This is a genomic window from Enterobacter sp. MF024 (assembly GCF_005843915.1).
Classification (GTDB): Bacteria; Pseudomonadota; Gammaproteobacteria; order Enterobacterales; family Enterobacteriaceae; genus Enterobacter; species Enterobacter barmai.
The window spans coordinates 1-16,528 of sequence record NZ_VCBB01000007.1 but is presented as its reverse complement, the minus strand read 5'-3'; the positions used below and the strand labels follow the sequence as shown (position 1 = coordinate 16,528).

Genomic DNA, 16,528 nt, shown 5'->3' with positions numbered 1-16,528 from the left:
CCTTGCAATACAGATTCAAAAATTACTTTTTTTTAACATACAGATCGTCTAAAACAAGAACTGCATGGCGATTTTTACCGCCATCTGTACTGGTTTTATTTTCTGTATGGTGACAATGAGGGATACAGCATGACGCGCTACCAACATCTGGCCAATCTTCTGGCGGAACGCATTGAGCAGGGGCTGTATCGCAGCGGAGAGCGTTTACCCTCGGTGCGTGCGCTAAGCCAGGAGCACGGCGTCAGCATCAGCACCATACAGCAGGCCTATCAGATCCTCGAAAACTTACAGCTGATCACCCCCCAGCCGCGCTCGGGCTATTTTGTTGCTCCGCGTAAGGCCCAGCCGCCGGTGCCGGCGATGTCGCGCCCGGTGCAGCGTCCGGTGGAGGTGACCCAGTGGGATGAAGTGCTGACCCTGATGGAGGGGCGTACCAAAACCGACATCACGGCCTTTGGCGGCGGCCAGCCGGACCTGACCCAGCCGAGCCTCAAGCCCCTGTGGAAAGAGCTGAGCCGTTTGGCGCAGCACAGCGTCAAAGAGATCTTAAGCTACGACGAGCTCGCCGGGCGACGTGAGCTGCGCGAGCAGATCGCCCGCCTGATGCTGGACGCCGGATCGGTGGTCACCGCCGACGATCTCATCATCACCAGCGGCTGTCACAGCGCCCTCTCCCTGGCATTGCTGACGATCTGTAAGCCCGGCGACATCGTGGCGCTGGAATCCCCCTCGTTCTACGGCACCATGCAGATGCTGCGTGGTCTGGGGATCAAGGCGATCGAGATCCCCACCGATCCGGTGACCGGGATCAGCGTGGAAGCGCTGGAGCTGGCCCTGGAGCAGTGGCCGATCAAAGGGGTGATTGTGGTGCCCAACTGCAACAACCCGCTCGGGTTTATCATGCCCGAAGCCCGCAAGCGTCAGCTGCTGGCGCTGGCCCAGCGCCACGATATCGTGATCTTTGAAGACGATATTTACGGCGAGCTGGCGTTTGAATATCCGCGTCCCTGCAGCATCCACTCGCTGGACATCGATGGCCGGGTGCTGCTGTGCAACTCCTTTACCAAAACCGTCGCCCCCGGACTGCGGGTGGGGTGGATCGCCCCGGGCCGCTATCACGACCGGATCATGCACATGAAGTATGCCGCCAGCGGCACCAACGTGCCCGTCAGCCAGCTGGCGCTGGCCGCCTTTATCCGGGAAGGGTATTACCATCGCCACGTGCGGCGGATGCGCCAGATCTACCAGCAGAATATTGATACCTACACCTGCTGGGTGCGGCAGTTCTTCCCCTGTGGGATCTGCGTGACGCGCCCGATGGGGGGTTACATGCTGTGGGTGGAGCTGCCTGAACATGTGGACATGGTTTGCGTTTCGCGGGAGTTAACCCGGTTTAACATTCAGATCGCCGCCGGATCGCTCTTTTCGGCTTCCGGAAAGTACCGGAACTGTTTGCGGATTAACTGTGCCTTGCCGCCCAACGAGAAGCATCGCGCGGCGGTGGAACAGATGGGGGAAGCGGTGAATATCGCGATGGCGGGGTAGTGCGGCCTGTTCCCCTCACCCTGACCCTCTCCCCAAAGGGGAGAGGGAAAAAACCGTAGGCCCGGTAAGCGCAGCGCCACCGGGCAGTTTTACATCAGAACTTCCACGACACGCTGCCGACAATGCTGCGTTCGGCACCAAAGTAGCAGTAAGAGAGCGAGTTACAGGCCGCGACGTAGCTTTCGTCCGTCAGGTTGTTGACGTTCAGCTGCGCGCTCACCCCGGTCAGCCCCACCTTCGACAGGTCATAGCCCACCGCCAGATCCACCAGCGTGTAGGACGGCAGCGTATGGGTGTTCATGCGATCGCTGGTCACGCCATTAACGTAACGCACGCCGGAGCCCACCGTCAGGCCATCAAGCGGCCCGGTTTTGACGTCATAGCTCAGCCAGCCGCTGGCCATGTTGCGCGGGGCATAGACCGCACGCTTGCCCTCTTCCTCCGGGCTGCTCTTCTTGTAGCGGATGTCGGTATAGGTATACGCCGCCTGCAGGCGCAGGCTGTCGGTCAGCTGCCCTACCGCTTCAAGCTCCACCCCTTCGGACTCGATCTCACCGATAGAACGGTACGGATCGGTCGGCTCCTCTTTGGTGGCGATGTTTTTCTGGTTGATGCGGAACACCGAGGCGCTGAACTGGCTGTTCATCCCCTCCGGCTCAAACTTCACGCCCGCTTCCCACTGCTTGCCTTTCATCGGATCCAGCAGATCGCCGTTGACATCGGCAAAGCTGGTCGGGGTGAAGGCGGTGGAGTAGCTGATGTACGGCGCGATCCCGTTATCAAACAGATAGAGCAACGCCGCACGGCTGCTGAAGTTGTTCTTGTCCAGATCGCTGCGGGTATCGTTCAGCTTGTCGATATTCGACACGCTCACCTGATCGTAGCGACCGCCCAGGGTCAAACGCCACTTATCCAGCGAGAGCTGATCCTGCAGGTAGTAGCCGGTCTGACGCAGCTTGTGCTTCTCCTGGCTGTACATGGTGATGTAGTCAGGCTTCGCGCCGTACACCGGGTGGAAGGCGTCGATCGGCGGGAAGCCTCCGTAGTAGCCGGTAGTGTTGTTGCTGCGATCCTGATAATCGAGGCCAATCAGCACCCGGTGGTTCACCGCCCAGGTGTCAAAGCTGCCGTCGACCTGGTTGTCGATGGTGATGGCATCCATCTTCTCGTCAGAGCCGGAGTAACCGCGGTTGAGCTCGGTGTCGTTCAGCCAGCCTGCGGCATAGACCTGGTTCAGCTCCACTTTGGTGTGCAGATAGCGCAGCTTCTGGCGCACTGACCAGCCGCTGTCAAACATGTGCTCTATGTTGTAGCCGACCATCTCCTCGCGACGATCGTACTTGTCGTAGTCGTCCTCGCCCTCAAAGAAGGTGTTGGAGATCATCTTCCCGTTATGCGGCACCACGGTGCCGTCGTATGGCAGGCCGGAGTGGCTGCCGCCCTCGGGATCGCGGTGCAGATAGGCCATCAGATCCAGACGGGTGTTATCGGTGATGCGCCAGGTCAGGCTTGGCATCAGAGCGTAACGCTCCTCTTTCAGCGGATCAAACTGAGAGTCGGCGTAGCGGGTCATGCCGCTCAGACGGGCCGCCACGCGGTCGTTGTCATCCAGCGCGCCGGTGACGTCAAACATCGCCCCGCGCTGATCGTTATTCCCGGCGAACAGCTTGATCTCACCGCCCGGATCGAACGAGGGTTTGCGCGAGGTGAGCGCCACGATCCCGCCCGGCGACGAGCGGCCATACAGCACCGAGGCCGGGCCGCGCACCACTTCGATATTTTCCAGGAACCAGGGATCAACCACCAGCGAGCTGTGGGAGTTGGTGTCGCCCATCATCTTCAGGCCGTCGAGATAGACGTTGTCCAGGCTGCCGTCGGAGAAGCCGCGCAGCACGATGTAGTCAAAGCGGTTCGAGGCACCAATCTGGTTGCTGTAGACGCCCGGGGTGTAGCTCACCGCCTGGCGAACGCTGGTGGCGCCCTGCTCTTCAAACTGCTCGCGGGTCACAATCGACACCGCCTGCGGGGTCTCGATATCCGGCGTCTCCAGCTTGGTCGCGCCGCTCTGCATCTGCGAGGTCACCACAACGGTTTCCGTTTTCGGCGTATCCTGCGCCATCAGGGGAAGCGCGACGCTCCCGGTTACCCATCCCACCAGCAGTGCCAGCCGCGATTTAGCGAACATGAAAATCTCCAGAGCTATTTCTAATTATTAATGAGAATTATTACCTTTTTCATTTAGAAGATAGCTATGCGCGCTGCCAGAGAACGTATGCGCAATGCCAAACCGCACGAATGGCGTTGGCGATGAGAGAAAAACGGATTAGCAGCCGTTGCGGACCGCGCCGGGGCAGATGCCGTAGCGACGGCGAAACGCGGTGGCAAAGTTGGTGGCGTGCTGATAGCCGGACATCCAGGCCGCCTGCTGCACGCTGTGGCCCTCCAGCAGATAGCGGCGCGCCAGCCCAAGGCGGCAGTCGCGCAGGTAGTCGAACACCGTACAGCCGTAGGCCTGGCGGAACTTGCTGCGCAGGCTGCTGGGGCTCATCGCCGCCCGGGCCGCCAGCTGGGCGAGGCTGTACTCCTGCTCCGGGGCATTCTCCAGCAGGTGGCGGATCTGCTCCAGCCGGGCATGCTCCCCGCCGGACGCGCTTACCCGCGCCGCACCCCCCTGCTCGCGCAGGTGCAGGCCGTGGCCCAGCAGCTGATACATCACCCCTTCCAGCAGCAGCTGGCGCGACAGGCTGCTCCGCTCCCGCTGGCGGGCGTGCTGGATCCCGGCCAGCACAAAGTCCGGCACCTGCCAGACAAAGGTCGGCGCGTTCAGCCTCTCCCACTGCTCAAGCAGCGAGGCGAGGAGCGTTTCCCGGCGGGCATCGTCGGGGTAGACACCAAAAGAGAGGGTTTTCAGGGCGATATCCGCATCATGACGGGCCGACATCGCCTGCTGTTCGCTCAGCCTGGCGCTGAAGGCCATGCCCGGACGAACCGCATAAACTTCGCCGCTGAGGGTCAGGGTCACGCAGCCTTCGAGCACCACCAGCACATACAGCGGGCTGCTGTGGCGGGAGGTGGTTTCATAGGGTTGCAGAACGCGCACATCGGAGTGGGTTAAGGAGATGCCGGACGGCAGGGTCATCTCTTCGACATCGCCGTGCAGAACCGGGCTGGTGCTGGCACAGGCATCCGTCAGCAGCGGAAAACGGTAGTCGATGCCGTAGCGCTCGCCGAAGACCTTAAAGTCAGCAACGGAAAAGGTCTTTTTCGTTGTGGGGGTCGTTTGAGGGAGCATTGTGTTGGACATACCTGCGCCTGGAGAAGCATATTAAAAATAAAACAGTATCACTCCTTTAACGCGGCGGCAATGCAGGCTAATTTAATAAATATAAAGCTCCAACATATTGTCGGAGCTTAAATATATTTACGTTGCGGCTTCGATTATCAGGCTTCTTGCCAGCCGGCAAAGACCTCTTTATGGTTTTTAGTCAGCACCACATTATTGCCGTCAATTTTATCGACCCACTCCAGCGGAATATAATGGTGTTTGCCGCCGGATTCAGAATCATTTTTTGCCAGCTTAATACGTTCACCGTCGAGATGGTCAACCGTGCCGACGTGGGTACCGCAGCTAGCCATTACCTGAGCATGGTCCTTGATTTCACTCTTGTTTACCATAATTAATTCTCCTCATTAGGTTTCCACGGGTTGTTGCACGAAACTAACTGTAGTCCATAAATAACGTTTCTACCGCTTCATTAGCATTTCGAAACATTATTTCCCGAAGCGTTTAAGGGTCTGGCGAAATAAATAAGAATAAACTGAGAATATTATAGGGTGGCGATTATGCCTCATAATTAAAGTCACGCACTCAACACGGAGGCATATATGGTAGAAGCGAATCGCACCGAAATATCCCTGGCTCTTGGTGAAGCGGTTTTAGATGTCGTACAAAAAGGCCAGGAGGTGTCGAGAGAGAATCTGGCACGGGCCATGAAAACGAAAGCGGAGCGAGAGAAAGATGACGAGCGTCTTCTTGATTACTGGAAAGCCTGTCACATCCTCGCAGCGTAAGTCAGGCGGCGCGGGGTTTGTACTCCGCGCCGTCTTTACGATCCCTCGCAATCCATAAGGCTGGCGATGGTTTACAGACTGGTATCCTGCTCCTGACGCGCAGACGCATGCGTCAGGAACTGTACTTCAACCCGACGGTTGCGCTCATCTTCCGGTGAGATCCCTTTCAGAGGCTGCGAATCGCCAAAACCGGCCACAATTACCCGATGCGACTGTTGGTCATTGAGATTAGCTATTAATAGCTTACGTGCCTCACGTGCCCGGGCAGCTGACAGTGTGTAGTTGTCGTCATACACCGTGCAAAAACGGGCGTAATCCACTACCGGGTTATTCACACCGAGATTATCAGTATGGCCTTCCACAAAGACCTGCGTATTGGTTGAACCGCTAACGAACTCCTGAATCCGTGGTGCCAGTCTTGCCAGAGCATCTCTGGCCTGATCGGTAATGCAGGCGCTGCCGCGGGCAAAAATTTTATCACGCAGGGTGATTTTACCGGTGCCCATATCAAACCCCACCAGCGCCGCATCGCCCTTATCTTCCATCTCCTTTTGCATACTGTGCATCATGGCGTTCAGCTTTTGCTGAGCAGCCGCCTGGCCGCTATTTTTTTCCTGCTCGCGTTTCACATCAGCCACTTTGTTTTGCAGCACCGATAACACCAGCATCAGCATCACCACAGCCATCACGCCTGCCATCAGATCGGAAATGGATATCCACTCATTCGGTTTTTCTTTCATAAAATATATCAGGCCTCAGCGCGTTCGGACTCAAGGAGCCCTCTGTAATACTGAGCATCAGTGGCCAGCGTGCTCATATTGCGGTTGATATCCATAAGAGAGCGGACGATCGTGCTGCGTTCGTCGGCCGACTGCTGTGCTGAAATCTGCTTATCGATGCGTGCGCACAGCTCAGTAACGTTTGTAGTGATGTGCTCAATGGTTGCAGGTAGCGTCCCCAGTAGATCAAAGGCCTCGCTGAAGCGTTTGATGTAGAACTCCATCTTGCGGTTACCTTCTGATACCGCCGCCAGGCCTCCGGTGATCTCCTTCGTGACGCGCTCGATGTAGGTGGTCATTGAGGTGACCTTCTCATTCAACGTATCACTGGTTTCGGTGAATCCATACATCACCTTACGCTGAATATCGGCCGCTTTTTCGGTCGTCTCTTGCACCGTAGTCATGGTGGAGTGGATCTGTGACGACATGTTGTTGACCGATTCGCTGATCTGCGATGTCGCTGACTCCAGCTTGTCGGCCATCTGGACCATGTTGCCGCTGAATGACTCATCCATACTGGTGATGGCGTTGTTCAGAGAAATTTCAATCTGATTCATGGTAGTGCTGAGCTGGCTGGTAGAATCCGCCAGCTTGTCACTCATTTGCTGCACGTTGCGGGTGAAGTCGGCATTCATGTCATTCACCACCTGCGACAGCTCACGCTTAATCTCGGTCATCACATCACCAAGATCGCTGCCCAGCGTCGAGACCACCTTTTCAAGACTCACCGCCGAACCGGAAACCTGCTGCGAAGCCGCGCTCATGGTTGCGGCCGCTTGTTGCAGTGCCGCCAGGTTCTCTTCACTGTTACGGGTGTAGGTTTCGAGCAGATTACGCGACTGGTTGTTGATCTCCGCAATCTCGTTCAATGCTGCGAGATGGTACTGATGGCGCTGTGCTTCCTGCTCTTCACTGCGCGCCGCCTGCTGGCGGAACTCTTCGCGCAGAGCGGTCGTTTGCAGTGCCATCGCCTCAACCAGACGCTCAGTTGTCGCGTTACGTCCGGCTTCTCGCAGCTGCTGACGGGAGACATTTTCCGCGGTCTGCAATGCATGTTCTTCAGTCAGCGTCTGTTGAAGTTTGGTCATACACCAGTTCAGACGGCGCTCTTCATAGCCATTTTTCGACTCCCAGATTTTGAGCACGATAAAGGCGATGATCCCCCAGGTGGAGGTTTTAAATTTCGTCCCGAGTCCTTGCATCATCTCCATCAGATCGCGCATTGAGGAATCCATCGCCCCAATACTGTTCCCGGAGTTATGCAAAATGCTTGAGGCTTTATCGAGCGCCAGCCCCAGCCCAAGGAACGTCCCCAGCAGGCCGAGGATCAATAGCATGCCTGGCATGATAGCGGCCATTTTCTCGGCTTTGGTCGCCAGCGACTGGCTCAGCTCAGCGGCCGAACCCATTTCAGCGCTCATCCCCGGCTGCGCAGCCTGTAACCCGCTTCGCTCCCAGGCCTGCTGCCAGTATGGCTCCTTGGCATAACGTCTGACATTCAGCCAGGTATACAGTACGGCCAGCAGCATAACGGCAAAAAAGCCCAACTGCAGCGCATCGAAGCCAGGAATTAAAAAGTGACCAATCTCAATCAACAGATTCATGCCATCACCTCAACCAGCAGACCCGTTTCGGTACGTTTCTGGCAATCAGCGCCAAAGATATTGGCAAAATCGGTGATCAGGCTTTGTTCACTTAGCGAAAGTGAGGACCAGGCACGATCGTTCTGGGAGCAGTCGATCAGTAATGCGCCGACGGTAGCGCCCTGATCGAGCAGATATTCTTTCCCTTCAGCAATCAGCTGTTGTTCATCTTTTTCCAGCATCTGCAGGAATCCTTCCGCCGCGTTCACATAGCTGCGACGCGCCTGCAGATCGTCACCTAATTGCTCCAGATCTGCCGTGTCACGCGGCAGCGTGATTTTCAGATCGTTCAGGGCGCTCACTTCCGCAGGTTCCAGCTCTTCGTATTTCTGTGCGCGAACCAGACGCTTATGCAGCAGTTGATCTTTTGCAAGGGCGCTATTTTTCTTCTCCCACTCCTCTTCCAACAGCTGGCGACTTTTCTCCCAGGCAATGATCATCTCTTCAAACACAAACGGGATAATCGGCTTGCCAAACTGGCGCTGAGTCAGTTCATCCAGGCGCATCGTGTCTGCGTCGCTGAACTCCGCATCCTGCTGGATCAGCGCGTTTGCCGCGTAAACCATAAAATGCATATCGGCATCAATATCGCTGATTGAATTAACGGCCTGCATACGGGTTTCATAGAAGGCCAGCAGCTTTTGCACCGCACGCAAACGCAGGAAATATTCGAAATCCTGCAGGGTGTCGCGTTTCACGGCGATGTCCACTTCCGCCTTGGCAATCAGGTAGTTATTCACGATGGAGAATGCCGATACCGCCTCTTTCTCCTCTCCGTTTAGTTCGCGTTCGGCTTCTGCCATCGCCTGCGCGTGACGACGCGCCTCTGCCAGTTCTTCCTCCTCCATCTGCTTCTGACGAGCGTCTTTGCACCAGTTAATGACCCACTCAAGCGCTTTTTGCAGCTTTTTCACCAGCGGTTGTTTATCGAGTTTTTCCAGCCACGCCAGGGCACGATCCAGCCCGACCAGCGCTGCTTTCACCCATGGATGGCCGATAAATCCGCCTAACACCTGGAGGATCTTTCGCCCGGTGGCGATATGAGGCTTAATGCGCTGCCACATCTGGCTGACTTTTCCGATGAAGCCTTCCGCTTTCTCTGCCATAAAATTGATCGCTCTACCGGCGACTTCTTTGGCTTTACTGACTACTGAAGAAACAGCACTGCTAAATGAAGACACGACAGAAGAAGCGAAAGAGCTAACACGACTCCAGATACTCATGACTAAATCCTTAGCTCAAACCGAGCATTTTTTTTGCTGTGTTAATGTGGGGAGGAATGGATGAGGACGCGTCTGAAATCGCGCCGTAGGCATCACGAATTTGCGTTAACGCGCTTTCGATATGCTCCAGCGTAAGTTGTTGTTCTGATTCCAGTACGGCCTTAGGCAATGCCAGACGCATAGCATTACGGATATCACGGCCCGACAAGCCTTCCGAGAGCGACGTGGCCTGTTCCAGCATGGTTTCCCGCGCTTCGGCAAGCGGGATAGCAGCGACGAACAGTTTCGCCCAAATGCGAAAACGTTCGTCGTCACCAGGTAACGTGAAACCAATATGATGAGTGATGCGGCTCAGGAAGGCGCTGTCGTAGTTTTTGACAAAGTTTGTGGCGAAGATGACGATACCGGTATGTTTTTCCAGTTCGATCAGCAAAGTCGATCGCATCGCATTCACTTCGTTATCGATCCCCTGGGTGACAGAGGAGAGACGTTTTCCCAACAAGGTGTCAGCTTCATCGAAGAACAGCACTGCATTTTCATCAGTAGCCTGACGGAAAAGCGCAGCAATATTTTTGGAGGTCTCCCCCATAAATTTGCTTTCGAGATCGGCGATACTGACAGTCATGATATTACGTTGAAGACTCCCCGCCAGCGCTTCAGCCGTCAGGGTCTTCCCGGTACCCGGTGGACCAAAGAAGTTAAGCACAATGCCATTGCCAACCGGGTCGACGGCCGCAAATCCCCATTCAACATAGATTTTATGGAAATAGTCGATTTTAGCCCTGGCTTCATCAAGCTGGGCAATGACCTGTGCCGTCAGTGTCACATCACCTTCCAGCGTAAATCGCGGGGTAACGGCGGAAGTAAACGCTTTTTTTTCTTCGTTGGCAGGTGGTTTATCTAGCCCCTGCGTAAATTGCGGCCGGATACGTCCCAGGGACATTTATTACCTCATCATGGGCTATAACAAATTTAAATTAAGTTACGGGCGTCATAGGGTTAACGGCAGCCTCTAAAAAAACTACAGTTAATTTTTATAATGTATTCAGCAGAACTACCAATATTGGTCTATGGAGTAAAAAGTAGAAGAGAGGACTGACATATCGTGTCAGAACATACCGGCAGAATAAAAATTTGATCAATGCCCGGACTGTTTCCAGGCATTATTGGGATCAGGCTTTCAGGGTGAGCGGTGCGAAAGAAACCAGTTCCTGCAACAACAGAGCGTTATCTTCCGATTTGAATAACAGGCGTAGATCCTCCTGTTTACGGGTAAATGCCAGCGCCTGCGGGTCGGCGCGCCCGCTGATACTATCCTTCACTTTGCCATTACACCATTGACGGTAATGTTCCAGCGTGGCGGCATAACGTCGCGAATTTTCACGCATCAGATGTTCAGCCAGCCTGAATTTCCCGTACCGGTCACAAAGCTGGCTTTCGATATAGATAGCCTTTGGCATTAGATCGAGCATGATGTTAATAAAATCCAGAACCTGATCTAAATGTCTGTCGCTGAGCTTACCAGCATAGGAGAGTAAGTTATCAATAAAAGAGAGAACCTCATTCCTCTCATTCCCCATCTGAGCGATAAGCGTTGCCGCAACGTCATGGGTTTCTTCTGCCACTCTTCTATCCAGTAACATCACCCGTGCAGACTCAACAACGCCAAAATAGCGCGACAATTTTCCCATATAGAAAATGACGTTCTGGGCATGAACATCTTCTGAGATAAGGTCCATGCTTTGCTGCAACTTATCAATTTTTTGCGCCAGATACATGGTCTGCATAACCATCGCGCCCACAATGACGCCTGTTGATAAGCCCACCGCCGCCAGCTGCATGCTTTGCGCCATTTGCATCAACTGCTTGATTTCTCCGATAGAAGCGGTATCAAGCACCACCTCTTTTAGAGGAAGGTGCTGAGCGATACCGCTTTTTCCGGACAGGGAATGCCAATATGCGACACCATCCCGAATGACGGCATGCCCTGTTTCCAGAGCACTTTTCACTTCCTTATATACGTTGACCCAGTCAATGGTCAGTAAGGTCTCTTTCAAAAGAAATCCTCCTTTTTACTGAGCATTTGCTGACGCATTGCAGCAATTTGTACGACTGCGGGCAACGTCACACGAAACGCAGGACCACTGATTGCAGGGATAGTGAGTAAGGCTGTGATTGCCATGCCTACCGGGCCGGTAAAGATGCCAATCATTCGCGCAAGGCCAGCGTTCGCGGCGAACGTTAACCCTTTGCCGAGGATCGCTTTAGCTACGGCATTGGCCACAATCATCGCCACCTGATAAGACATAAAACCGCCCATACGAATAGACGTAATGATCGCAGTGAGCGCAGCGCTACTGGCAAGGTTGCCATCTATTTTGAATTGATTACGGATATTCCTGCGCTCATCCTCATTCATTTTTTCCCAGGAATCTGTGAACAATTTAGCCAGCAATGCCTGCTCAATATCCACGACGTCTACAGAGAAATCGGTTTTAACAGATAATTTTTTGCACACATCGATAAGGATTTCTTTATAAACAACGCCATTCCCGCGGAAGAGATTAACAAAAGTATCCCCGCCAAAATGCTGCAACTCAGCCGCAATAAGCTGCCAGACCTGTTTATAATCTTTGCCTGCTTCCTGAAAAGCCTTATCTCCCGTTAATGATTCGGTGTAACGCGTCGAGCCGTCTTTATCCTTAGTAAGATAATTCACTAATACTTCCAGCATCTCATTATCCGAGTAGCGGAGCAGTTCCAGATCTTTATCTGTTCTGAATTTTCCCATTATTCTTTACCATCCGAATGCTGTTTTCATTTTTTATTGCGTAATTTGTTTTAAATCTGGTGCCCTGATAAGGGTTAACGGCATCTGCACCAAAAACTACAATGAAATTCCTTAGATTTTGCGAGGGATGAGAATAACCGCACAGGATGACAGAAAGTGTCAGTTGCTAACGGGCAAAAAAAACGGCCTTTGCAGTTAGCAAAAGCCGTATGTTTTAGGTACAAAATCACTCGTCGAAGAACCAGTACCCCTGGTTAATCAGTCCGGTCAGCTCTTCCACAAATGCCGGGTTTTGCAGGGCAGCGCCCAGCTCCGCCTGACCCAGCTCGGTGTAGCGGCACAGCGCATCTGCCGCGTTGGCATCCACCGTCTCCAGCAGTTCGCTGTTGATAAAGACGCTGCCGCCGACGTTCAGCACCCGCAGTCCGCTCAGGCGGGTCAAGGTTTCGCCGCCCGTCAGCGCGTCGAGCACCTCTTCTGGTGAGTACTCTGGTTCCGCCGGGGCGATATCCAGCTCGTGGCGCGGCGTGGAGATGAAGCTGCCAAACCACTGCTTGAAGTCTTCCGGCTTGCTGATCATGTCGATCATCATTTTGCGCAGACGCTCCAGCTCGTAAGCCTCCACCCGGCCTGGATGCTCGCGGCAGGTGAGATCCGGATCGCTGTAGTGCTCGCCGCCCAGATCGTTTTCCAGCGCGTAGTCGGCAAAGCTGCTGATCAGATCCCGGCCGTTTGGCCCACGGAAGCCGACGGAGTAGTTGAGCGCCGTCTCATGGGTAAAACCGTCGTGCGGGAATCCAGGCGGAATATAGAGGATATCCCCCGGGGCCAGATCTTCGTCGATGATCGGCTCAAAGGGATCGACATGCAGCAGCGCCGGATGCGGACAGAACTGACGCATCGGCAGCTTGTCGCCCACGCGCCAGCGACGGCTGCCCATCCCCTGGATGATAAACACATCGTACTGATCGATATGCGGGCCCACGCCGCCGCCCGGCACCGAGAAGGAGATCATCAGATCGTCCAGACGCCAGTCCGGCAACACGCGGAACGGACGCACCAGCTCGGCGGCAGGCGCGTGCCAGTGATTTACCGCCTGCGCCAGCAGCGACCAGCCGGTTTCGCCTAAGCCCTCGAAGTGCTCGAACGGACCGTTGCTGGCCTGCCATTTGCCCTCATTATGGCTGACCAGGCGACTGTCCACTTCCGGCTCCATCGCCAGCCCTGCCAGCTCATCCGGGCTGATTGGATCGATAAAATTCGGCAGTGCGTTCTTTAAGACAACGGGTTTCTTTTGCCAGTATTTTTCTAAAAATTCCGGCCAGTTCAGGTTGAGTTGATACGCCATGGTTAGCACCAGTTAAAAAGACAAACGGGTGTGATTATAGGAAGAGGCGGCAGCGTGCTGCCTTGTCGTGGGTCAAGCAGGGATGAAAACCTACCGCATTCAGCCATTCGTATGACACAGCCTGTCAGTTTCACGCTTTATCGTGAGCGCGAGTTACAGAGCGACTTATATCGTTAATCACTAAGAGCGTATTGTTATGAGGCGTGCCATGAGCCCATTCATTGAACTTCCGGTTTCCGCCAGCGTGAAGACCCTGATGGCGGTCTATACCCGTAAGGAGAGCCCGTCCGTTTACTCCCCGGTGGCCGGTGAACTGCCCGAGGGGAGCCTGGTGCGCATCCAGGCGGCGGTGCTGGGCGATGCGGTGCAGGGCAATCCGCACTGGTACCGGATTGATGATGAGACGTTTATCTGGGCGGGTGCCTGCACCCGCGTCGAGCCCTACCCCGAGTTTCCGCCGGTAACCCGCGTTAACTGGAAGGCGGTGGTATTTGAGGTGCGTTAGGCGCTGATCACCCGCACATCCTGCGCCGCGAACGCTTCGATCACTTCACCATCCATATCGGCTTCCACCACCAGCACGTCGATTTCGCTGCTTTTCGCGACCACAAAGCGCGCCACGCCGGGGATTTTGTCGGTGGTGAGCGCCACGATGGTCTGGCTGCTCTGGCTAATCACCGCTTTCTTGAACTCGCAGTCGGCAAAGTCGAACCCGGTCAGCCCCATGCCGGGATCCATCGCGCAGCCACCGATAAACGCCTGATCGAAGATAATCCCCTGGATCTGGCTGGCCGCCGTGGCCCCTACCGCACCGCCAGACGAACGCTGGATCTGCCCGCCGGTGATGATCACCTCGCACAGCGGATGGCGCAGCAGCTCGGCGGCGATGGCCGGGGAGTTGGTCACCACGGTGACGGCCAGATCTGACGGCAGCGCCTTCGCCAGAGCGAGGTTGGTGGTGCCGGTATCGATAAAAATGCAGCTATCCGCTTTAATCAACGTTGCCGCTTTCTGCGCGATCGTGATTTTTTTTGCGTGGTTTTTCTGCTCGCGGCTGATGAAATTTCCGGCATCCGCCAGCTGCAGCACCGCCCCGCCGTAGACCTTCTTACAGATCCCTTCTTTACTAAGCTCATGTAAATCCCGGCGAATGGTGTGTTCCGACACCTGCATTCGGGTCGCCAGTTCGGCGCATACCACCCGGCCATTTTCCTGCAGGATCTGGCGGATCAGATCTTGTCGTTGTTCCGGGAAAGCTGCATAATCGAGCATAAATTATCTTCTCTGGATTTGAATCGAGCAACAACGTGCATAATGTTGCATGACGACCTGCTCTGTCAATTCTGTCCCGTGCTCGCGCCGGGACAAAGGTTCAACCCTGTAAGGATGTGAAATGATCTCTCAGACCACCGGAGCCGTCCAGCGGCTTGCCACCCGGATCGTCTTTTTTATTGCCGGTTACGTTACCGCCACCTGGGCGGTGCTGGTGCCTTACGCCAAAGCGAATACCGGCGTTAACGAGGCCACGCTCGGCTCGCTGCTGCTCTGTCTTGGGATGGGGGCGCTGATTGCGATGCCGCTCACCGGGATGCTCACCAGCCGCTACGGCTGCCGCCGGGTGATTATCACCGCGATGGCGATCGTTGTGCTCACTACGCCTTGGCTTGCGATCATTCCCGATCCGCGCCTGCTCGCCGCCGCCCTGCTGCTGTTCGGCGTCGGGGTCGGGGTGACGGACTGCGCCATGAACATTCAGGCGATTATCGTCGAGCGCGACTCGCCAAAGCCGGTGATGTCCGGTTTCCACGGCATGTACAGCGTCGGCGGGATTGCCGGGGCCGGAGCGATGACATTGCTGCTGACCCTCGGGGCCAGCGCCTTTGTCGCCTGCCTGGTTATCCTTCTCAGCGTGGTGATCCTGCTGGCCTTCAGCCTGAAAGGGCTGCTGCCCTGGGCCAATCCCGCATCCGGCCCGGCCTTCGCGGTGCCGCGGGGCGTGGTGCTGCTGATTGGCCTGATCTGCTTTGCGGTGTTTCTCGCCGAAGGCACGGTGCTGGACTGGAGCGCGGTATTCCTCACCGAAGTGCGCGGCGTGCCTGAATCGCTGGGCGGCCTCGGCTTCACCTGCTTCTCGATAGCGATGACCTTGTTCCGCTTGACCGGCGATAAGCTGATCGCCCGTACCGGCCCCCTGCGCGCCGTGGTGGGCGGCGCGATGGTCGCCGCCGCAGGCTTTGCGCTGGTGACGTTTGTCCCGCAGTGGGAGCTGTCATTGCTGGGCTATGTGCTGGTGGGCGCCGGTTGCGCCAACATCGTGCCGGTGATGTTCTCCGCCGTTGGCCGCCAGACCCGCATGCCGCAGGCGGTTGCCGTCCCGGCCATCACCACGCTTGGCTATCTCGGCGTGCTCGCCGGGCCCGCGATTATCGGTTACGTGGCCCACGCCACCTCATTAACCCAGGCGTTTATGGTCATTATGGTGCTGATGCTGGTCGTCGCAGCGCTCTCCGTGACCGTCACCGCCTCTCAACCTGCCCGCAGCGAGGGATAAGATGAATATTGCACACGTCGCACTCTGGACCCGTAATCTGGACGCCCAGGTTCACTTCTGGCAGACCGTTTTTGGCGGCCAGAGTAACGAACGCTACCTCAGCAAAAACCGGCCGGGGTTTGAATCGCACTTTATAACGCTTTCCGACGGACCGACCATCGAGCTGATGACGGTACCGGATCTGCCCGACAGCCCGTCGTACCCGGAGTTTGTCGGCTGGGCGCATATCGCCCTGAACGTCGGCAGCAAGGCGAATGTGGATCGGATGGCAGAGCAGGCGCGGGTGAGAAACACGCTACTGAGCGCCCCACGGATGACGGGTGATGGTTATTATGAAGCGGTAATTGCGGACCCGGACGGGAACCGGATTGAGTTGGTGGGGGAGTGATCCACCGTGCCAATAAGGGAGCATCGCCGGGTGGCGGCTACGCCTTACCCGGCCTACAAAAGCCCCAGGCCCGACAAGCAACGCGCCGCCGGGCGGCAACTATCCACCAGCGATAAAGAACGTTCAGCAGAATAAAACACACACAGCAACTCCCTGGTCCGGCTGAAAATCGCCGAAGCGTTTCCTGTC

Annotated in this window: 16 protein-coding genes; 5 read left to right on the top strand and 11 right to left on the bottom strand. The window is 55.8% G+C overall.

All coding sequences use genetic code 11. The features are described 5' to 3' along the window. Positions 1-129 precede the first annotated feature (129 nt). Positions 130-1,545, top strand: a complete 1,416-nt coding sequence (locus FFB58_RS13655; RefSeq protein ID WP_138370175.1) for a PLP-dependent aminotransferase family protein — start codon at positions 130-132, stop codon at positions 1,543-1,545. A gap of 94 nt (positions 1,546-1,639) precedes the next feature. On the opposite strand, the gene foxA is transcribed toward FFB58_RS13655, so the two are convergent. The 3 genes from foxA to FFB58_RS13640 all read right to left on the bottom strand — a co-directional run bounded on the left by foxA (position 1,640) and on the right by FFB58_RS13640 (position 5,220). Then, positions 1,640-3,748 (bottom strand): ferrioxamine B receptor FoxA, encoded by a 2,109-nt coding sequence (foxA, locus tag FFB58_RS13650; protein ID WP_138370174.1) that lies wholly within the window; start codon positions 3,746-3,748, stop codon positions 1,640-1,642. Between the two features lie 120 nt (positions 3,749-3,868). Next, positions 3,869-4,849 carry a helix-turn-helix domain-containing protein gene (locus tag FFB58_RS13645; RefSeq protein WP_286172739.1) on the bottom strand — a complete coding sequence of 327 codons (981 nt, stop codon included), beginning with the start codon at positions 4,847-4,849 and terminating at the stop codon, positions 3,869-3,871. 137 nt (positions 4,850-4,986) lie between these two features. Then, a complete protein-coding gene (locus FFB58_RS13640; protein WP_039030547.1) occupies positions 4,987-5,220 on the bottom strand; it encodes a DUF2171 domain-containing protein in 234 nt (77 codons plus the stop codon). A gap of 210 nt (positions 5,221-5,430) precedes the next feature. On the opposite strand from FFB58_RS13640, the gene FFB58_RS13635 reads away from it, so the two are divergent. Next, positions 5,431-5,616: a DUF2767 family protein gene (locus FFB58_RS13635; protein ID WP_039030548.1), complete on the top strand. Its 186-nt coding sequence runs from the start codon at positions 5,431-5,433 to the stop codon at positions 5,614-5,616. Positions 5,617-5,687: 71 nt separating this feature from the next. Here the strand turns inward: FFB58_RS13635 and FFB58_RS13630 are convergent, their stop codons facing one another. From FFB58_RS13630 to FFB58_RS13600, 7 genes are all read right to left on the bottom strand, one after another. Then, entirely contained in the window at positions 5,688-6,356 is a 669-nt protein-coding gene (locus FFB58_RS13630) for an OmpA family protein (protein WP_138370173.1), read from the bottom strand. 8 nt (positions 6,357-6,364) lie between these two features. Further along, positions 6,365-7,999: a hypothetical protein gene (locus FFB58_RS13625; RefSeq protein ID WP_138370172.1), complete on the bottom strand. Its 1,635-nt coding sequence runs from the start codon at positions 7,997-7,999 to the stop codon at positions 6,365-6,367. Then, positions 7,996-9,144 (bottom strand): hypothetical protein, encoded by a 1,149-nt coding sequence (locus FFB58_RS13620; protein ID WP_286172738.1) that lies wholly within the window; start codon positions 9,142-9,144, stop codon positions 7,996-7,998. The genes FFB58_RS13625 and FFB58_RS13620 overlap by 4 nt, the downstream gene beginning before the upstream one ends. A 127-nt stretch (positions 9,145-9,271) precedes the next feature. Then, positions 9,272-10,204 (bottom strand): ATP-binding protein, encoded by a 933-nt coding sequence (locus FFB58_RS13615; protein WP_138370171.1) that lies wholly within the window; start codon positions 10,202-10,204, stop codon positions 9,272-9,274. Between the two features lie 229 nt (positions 10,205-10,433). After that, the gene (locus tag FFB58_RS13610) at positions 10,434-11,318 is read right to left on the bottom strand and encodes a hypothetical protein (protein ID WP_138370170.1); all 885 of its coding nucleotides are present in this window, start codon (positions 11,316-11,318) and stop codon (positions 10,434-10,436) included. Next, entirely contained in the window at positions 11,315-12,052 is a 738-nt protein-coding gene (locus FFB58_RS13605) for a DUF3944 domain-containing protein (protein ID WP_138370169.1), read from the bottom strand. The genes FFB58_RS13610 and FFB58_RS13605 overlap by 4 nt, the downstream gene beginning before the upstream one ends. Positions 12,053-12,278: 226 nt before the next feature. Continuing rightward, positions 12,279-13,400, bottom strand: coding sequence for a cupin domain-containing protein (locus FFB58_RS13600; protein ID WP_138370168.1), 1,122 nt, complete (start codon positions 13,398-13,400; stop codon positions 12,279-12,281). A 208-nt stretch (positions 13,401-13,608) separates the two neighbouring features. On the opposite strand from FFB58_RS13600, the gene FFB58_RS13595 reads away from it, so the two are divergent. Continuing rightward, entirely contained in the window at positions 13,609-13,905 is a 297-nt protein-coding gene (locus FFB58_RS13595; RefSeq protein ID WP_138370167.1) for an SH3 domain-containing protein, read from the top strand. Here FFB58_RS13595 and FFB58_RS13590 read toward each other — a convergent pair. After that, positions 13,902-14,672, bottom strand: coding sequence for a DeoR/GlpR family DNA-binding transcription regulator (locus tag FFB58_RS13590; protein WP_138370166.1), 771 nt, complete (start codon positions 14,670-14,672; stop codon positions 13,902-13,904). The genes FFB58_RS13595 and FFB58_RS13590 overlap by 4 nt on opposite strands. Before the next feature lie 121 nt (positions 14,673-14,793). Between FFB58_RS13590 and FFB58_RS13585 the strand changes: the two genes are divergently transcribed. Further along, positions 14,794-15,951, top strand: a complete 1,158-nt coding sequence (locus tag FFB58_RS13585) for an MFS transporter (RefSeq protein WP_138370165.1) — start codon at positions 14,794-14,796, stop codon at positions 15,949-15,951. A gap of 1 nt (position 15,952) precedes the next feature. Then, complete coding sequence (locus FFB58_RS13580; RefSeq protein ID WP_138370164.1) at positions 15,953-16,339, top strand: VOC family protein; 387 nt, start codon at positions 15,953-15,955, stop codon at positions 16,337-16,339. Positions 16,340-16,528: the final 189 nt, after the last annotated feature.

Bases quoted from the DNA above. Each gene is read 5' to 3' on its own strand.
- FFB58_RS13655 (WP_138370175.1), top strand. From the start codon at position 130: ATGACGCGCTACCAACATCTGGCCAATCTTCTGGCGGAACGCATTGAG.
- FFB58_RS13645 (WP_286172739.1), bottom strand. From the start codon at position 4,849: ATGTCCAACACAATGCTCCCTCAAACGACCCCCACAACGAAAAAGACC.
- FFB58_RS13640 (WP_039030547.1), bottom strand. From the start codon at position 5,220: ATGGTAAACAAGAGTGAAATCAAGGACCATGCTCAGGTAATGGCTAGC.
- FFB58_RS13635 (WP_039030548.1), top strand. From the start codon at position 5,431: ATGGTAGAAGCGAATCGCACCGAAATATCCCTGGCTCTTGGTGAAGCG.
- FFB58_RS13630 (WP_138370173.1), bottom strand. From the start codon at position 6,356: ATGAAAGAAAAACCGAATGAGTGGATATCCATTTCCGATCTGATGGCA.
- FFB58_RS13625 (WP_138370172.1), bottom strand. From the start codon at position 7,999: ATGAATCTGTTGATTGAGATTGGTCACTTTTTAATTCCTGGCTTCGAT.
- FFB58_RS13620 (WP_286172738.1), bottom strand. From the start codon at position 9,144: ATGGCAGAGAAAGCGGAAGGCTTCATCGGAAAAGTCAGCCAGATGTGG.
- FFB58_RS13615 (WP_138370171.1), bottom strand. From the start codon at position 10,204: ATGTCCCTGGGACGTATCCGGCCGCAATTTACGCAGGGGCTAGATAAA.
- FFB58_RS13605 (WP_138370169.1), bottom strand. From the start codon at position 12,052: ATGGGAAAATTCAGAACAGATAAAGATCTGGAACTGCTCCGCTACTCG.
- FFB58_RS13600 (WP_138370168.1), bottom strand. From the start codon at position 13,400: ATGGCGTATCAACTCAACCTGAACTGGCCGGAATTTTTAGAAAAATAC.
- FFB58_RS13595 (WP_138370167.1), top strand. From the start codon at position 13,609: ATGAGCCCATTCATTGAACTTCCGGTTTCCGCCAGCGTGAAGACCCTG.
- FFB58_RS13590 (WP_138370166.1), bottom strand. From the start codon at position 14,672: ATGCTCGATTATGCAGCTTTCCCGGAACAACGACAAGATCTGATCCGC.
- FFB58_RS13585 (WP_138370165.1), top strand. From the start codon at position 14,794: ATGATCTCTCAGACCACCGGAGCCGTCCAGCGGCTTGCCACCCGGATC.
- FFB58_RS13580 (WP_138370164.1), top strand. From the start codon at position 15,953: ATGAATATTGCACACGTCGCACTCTGGACCCGTAATCTGGACGCCCAG.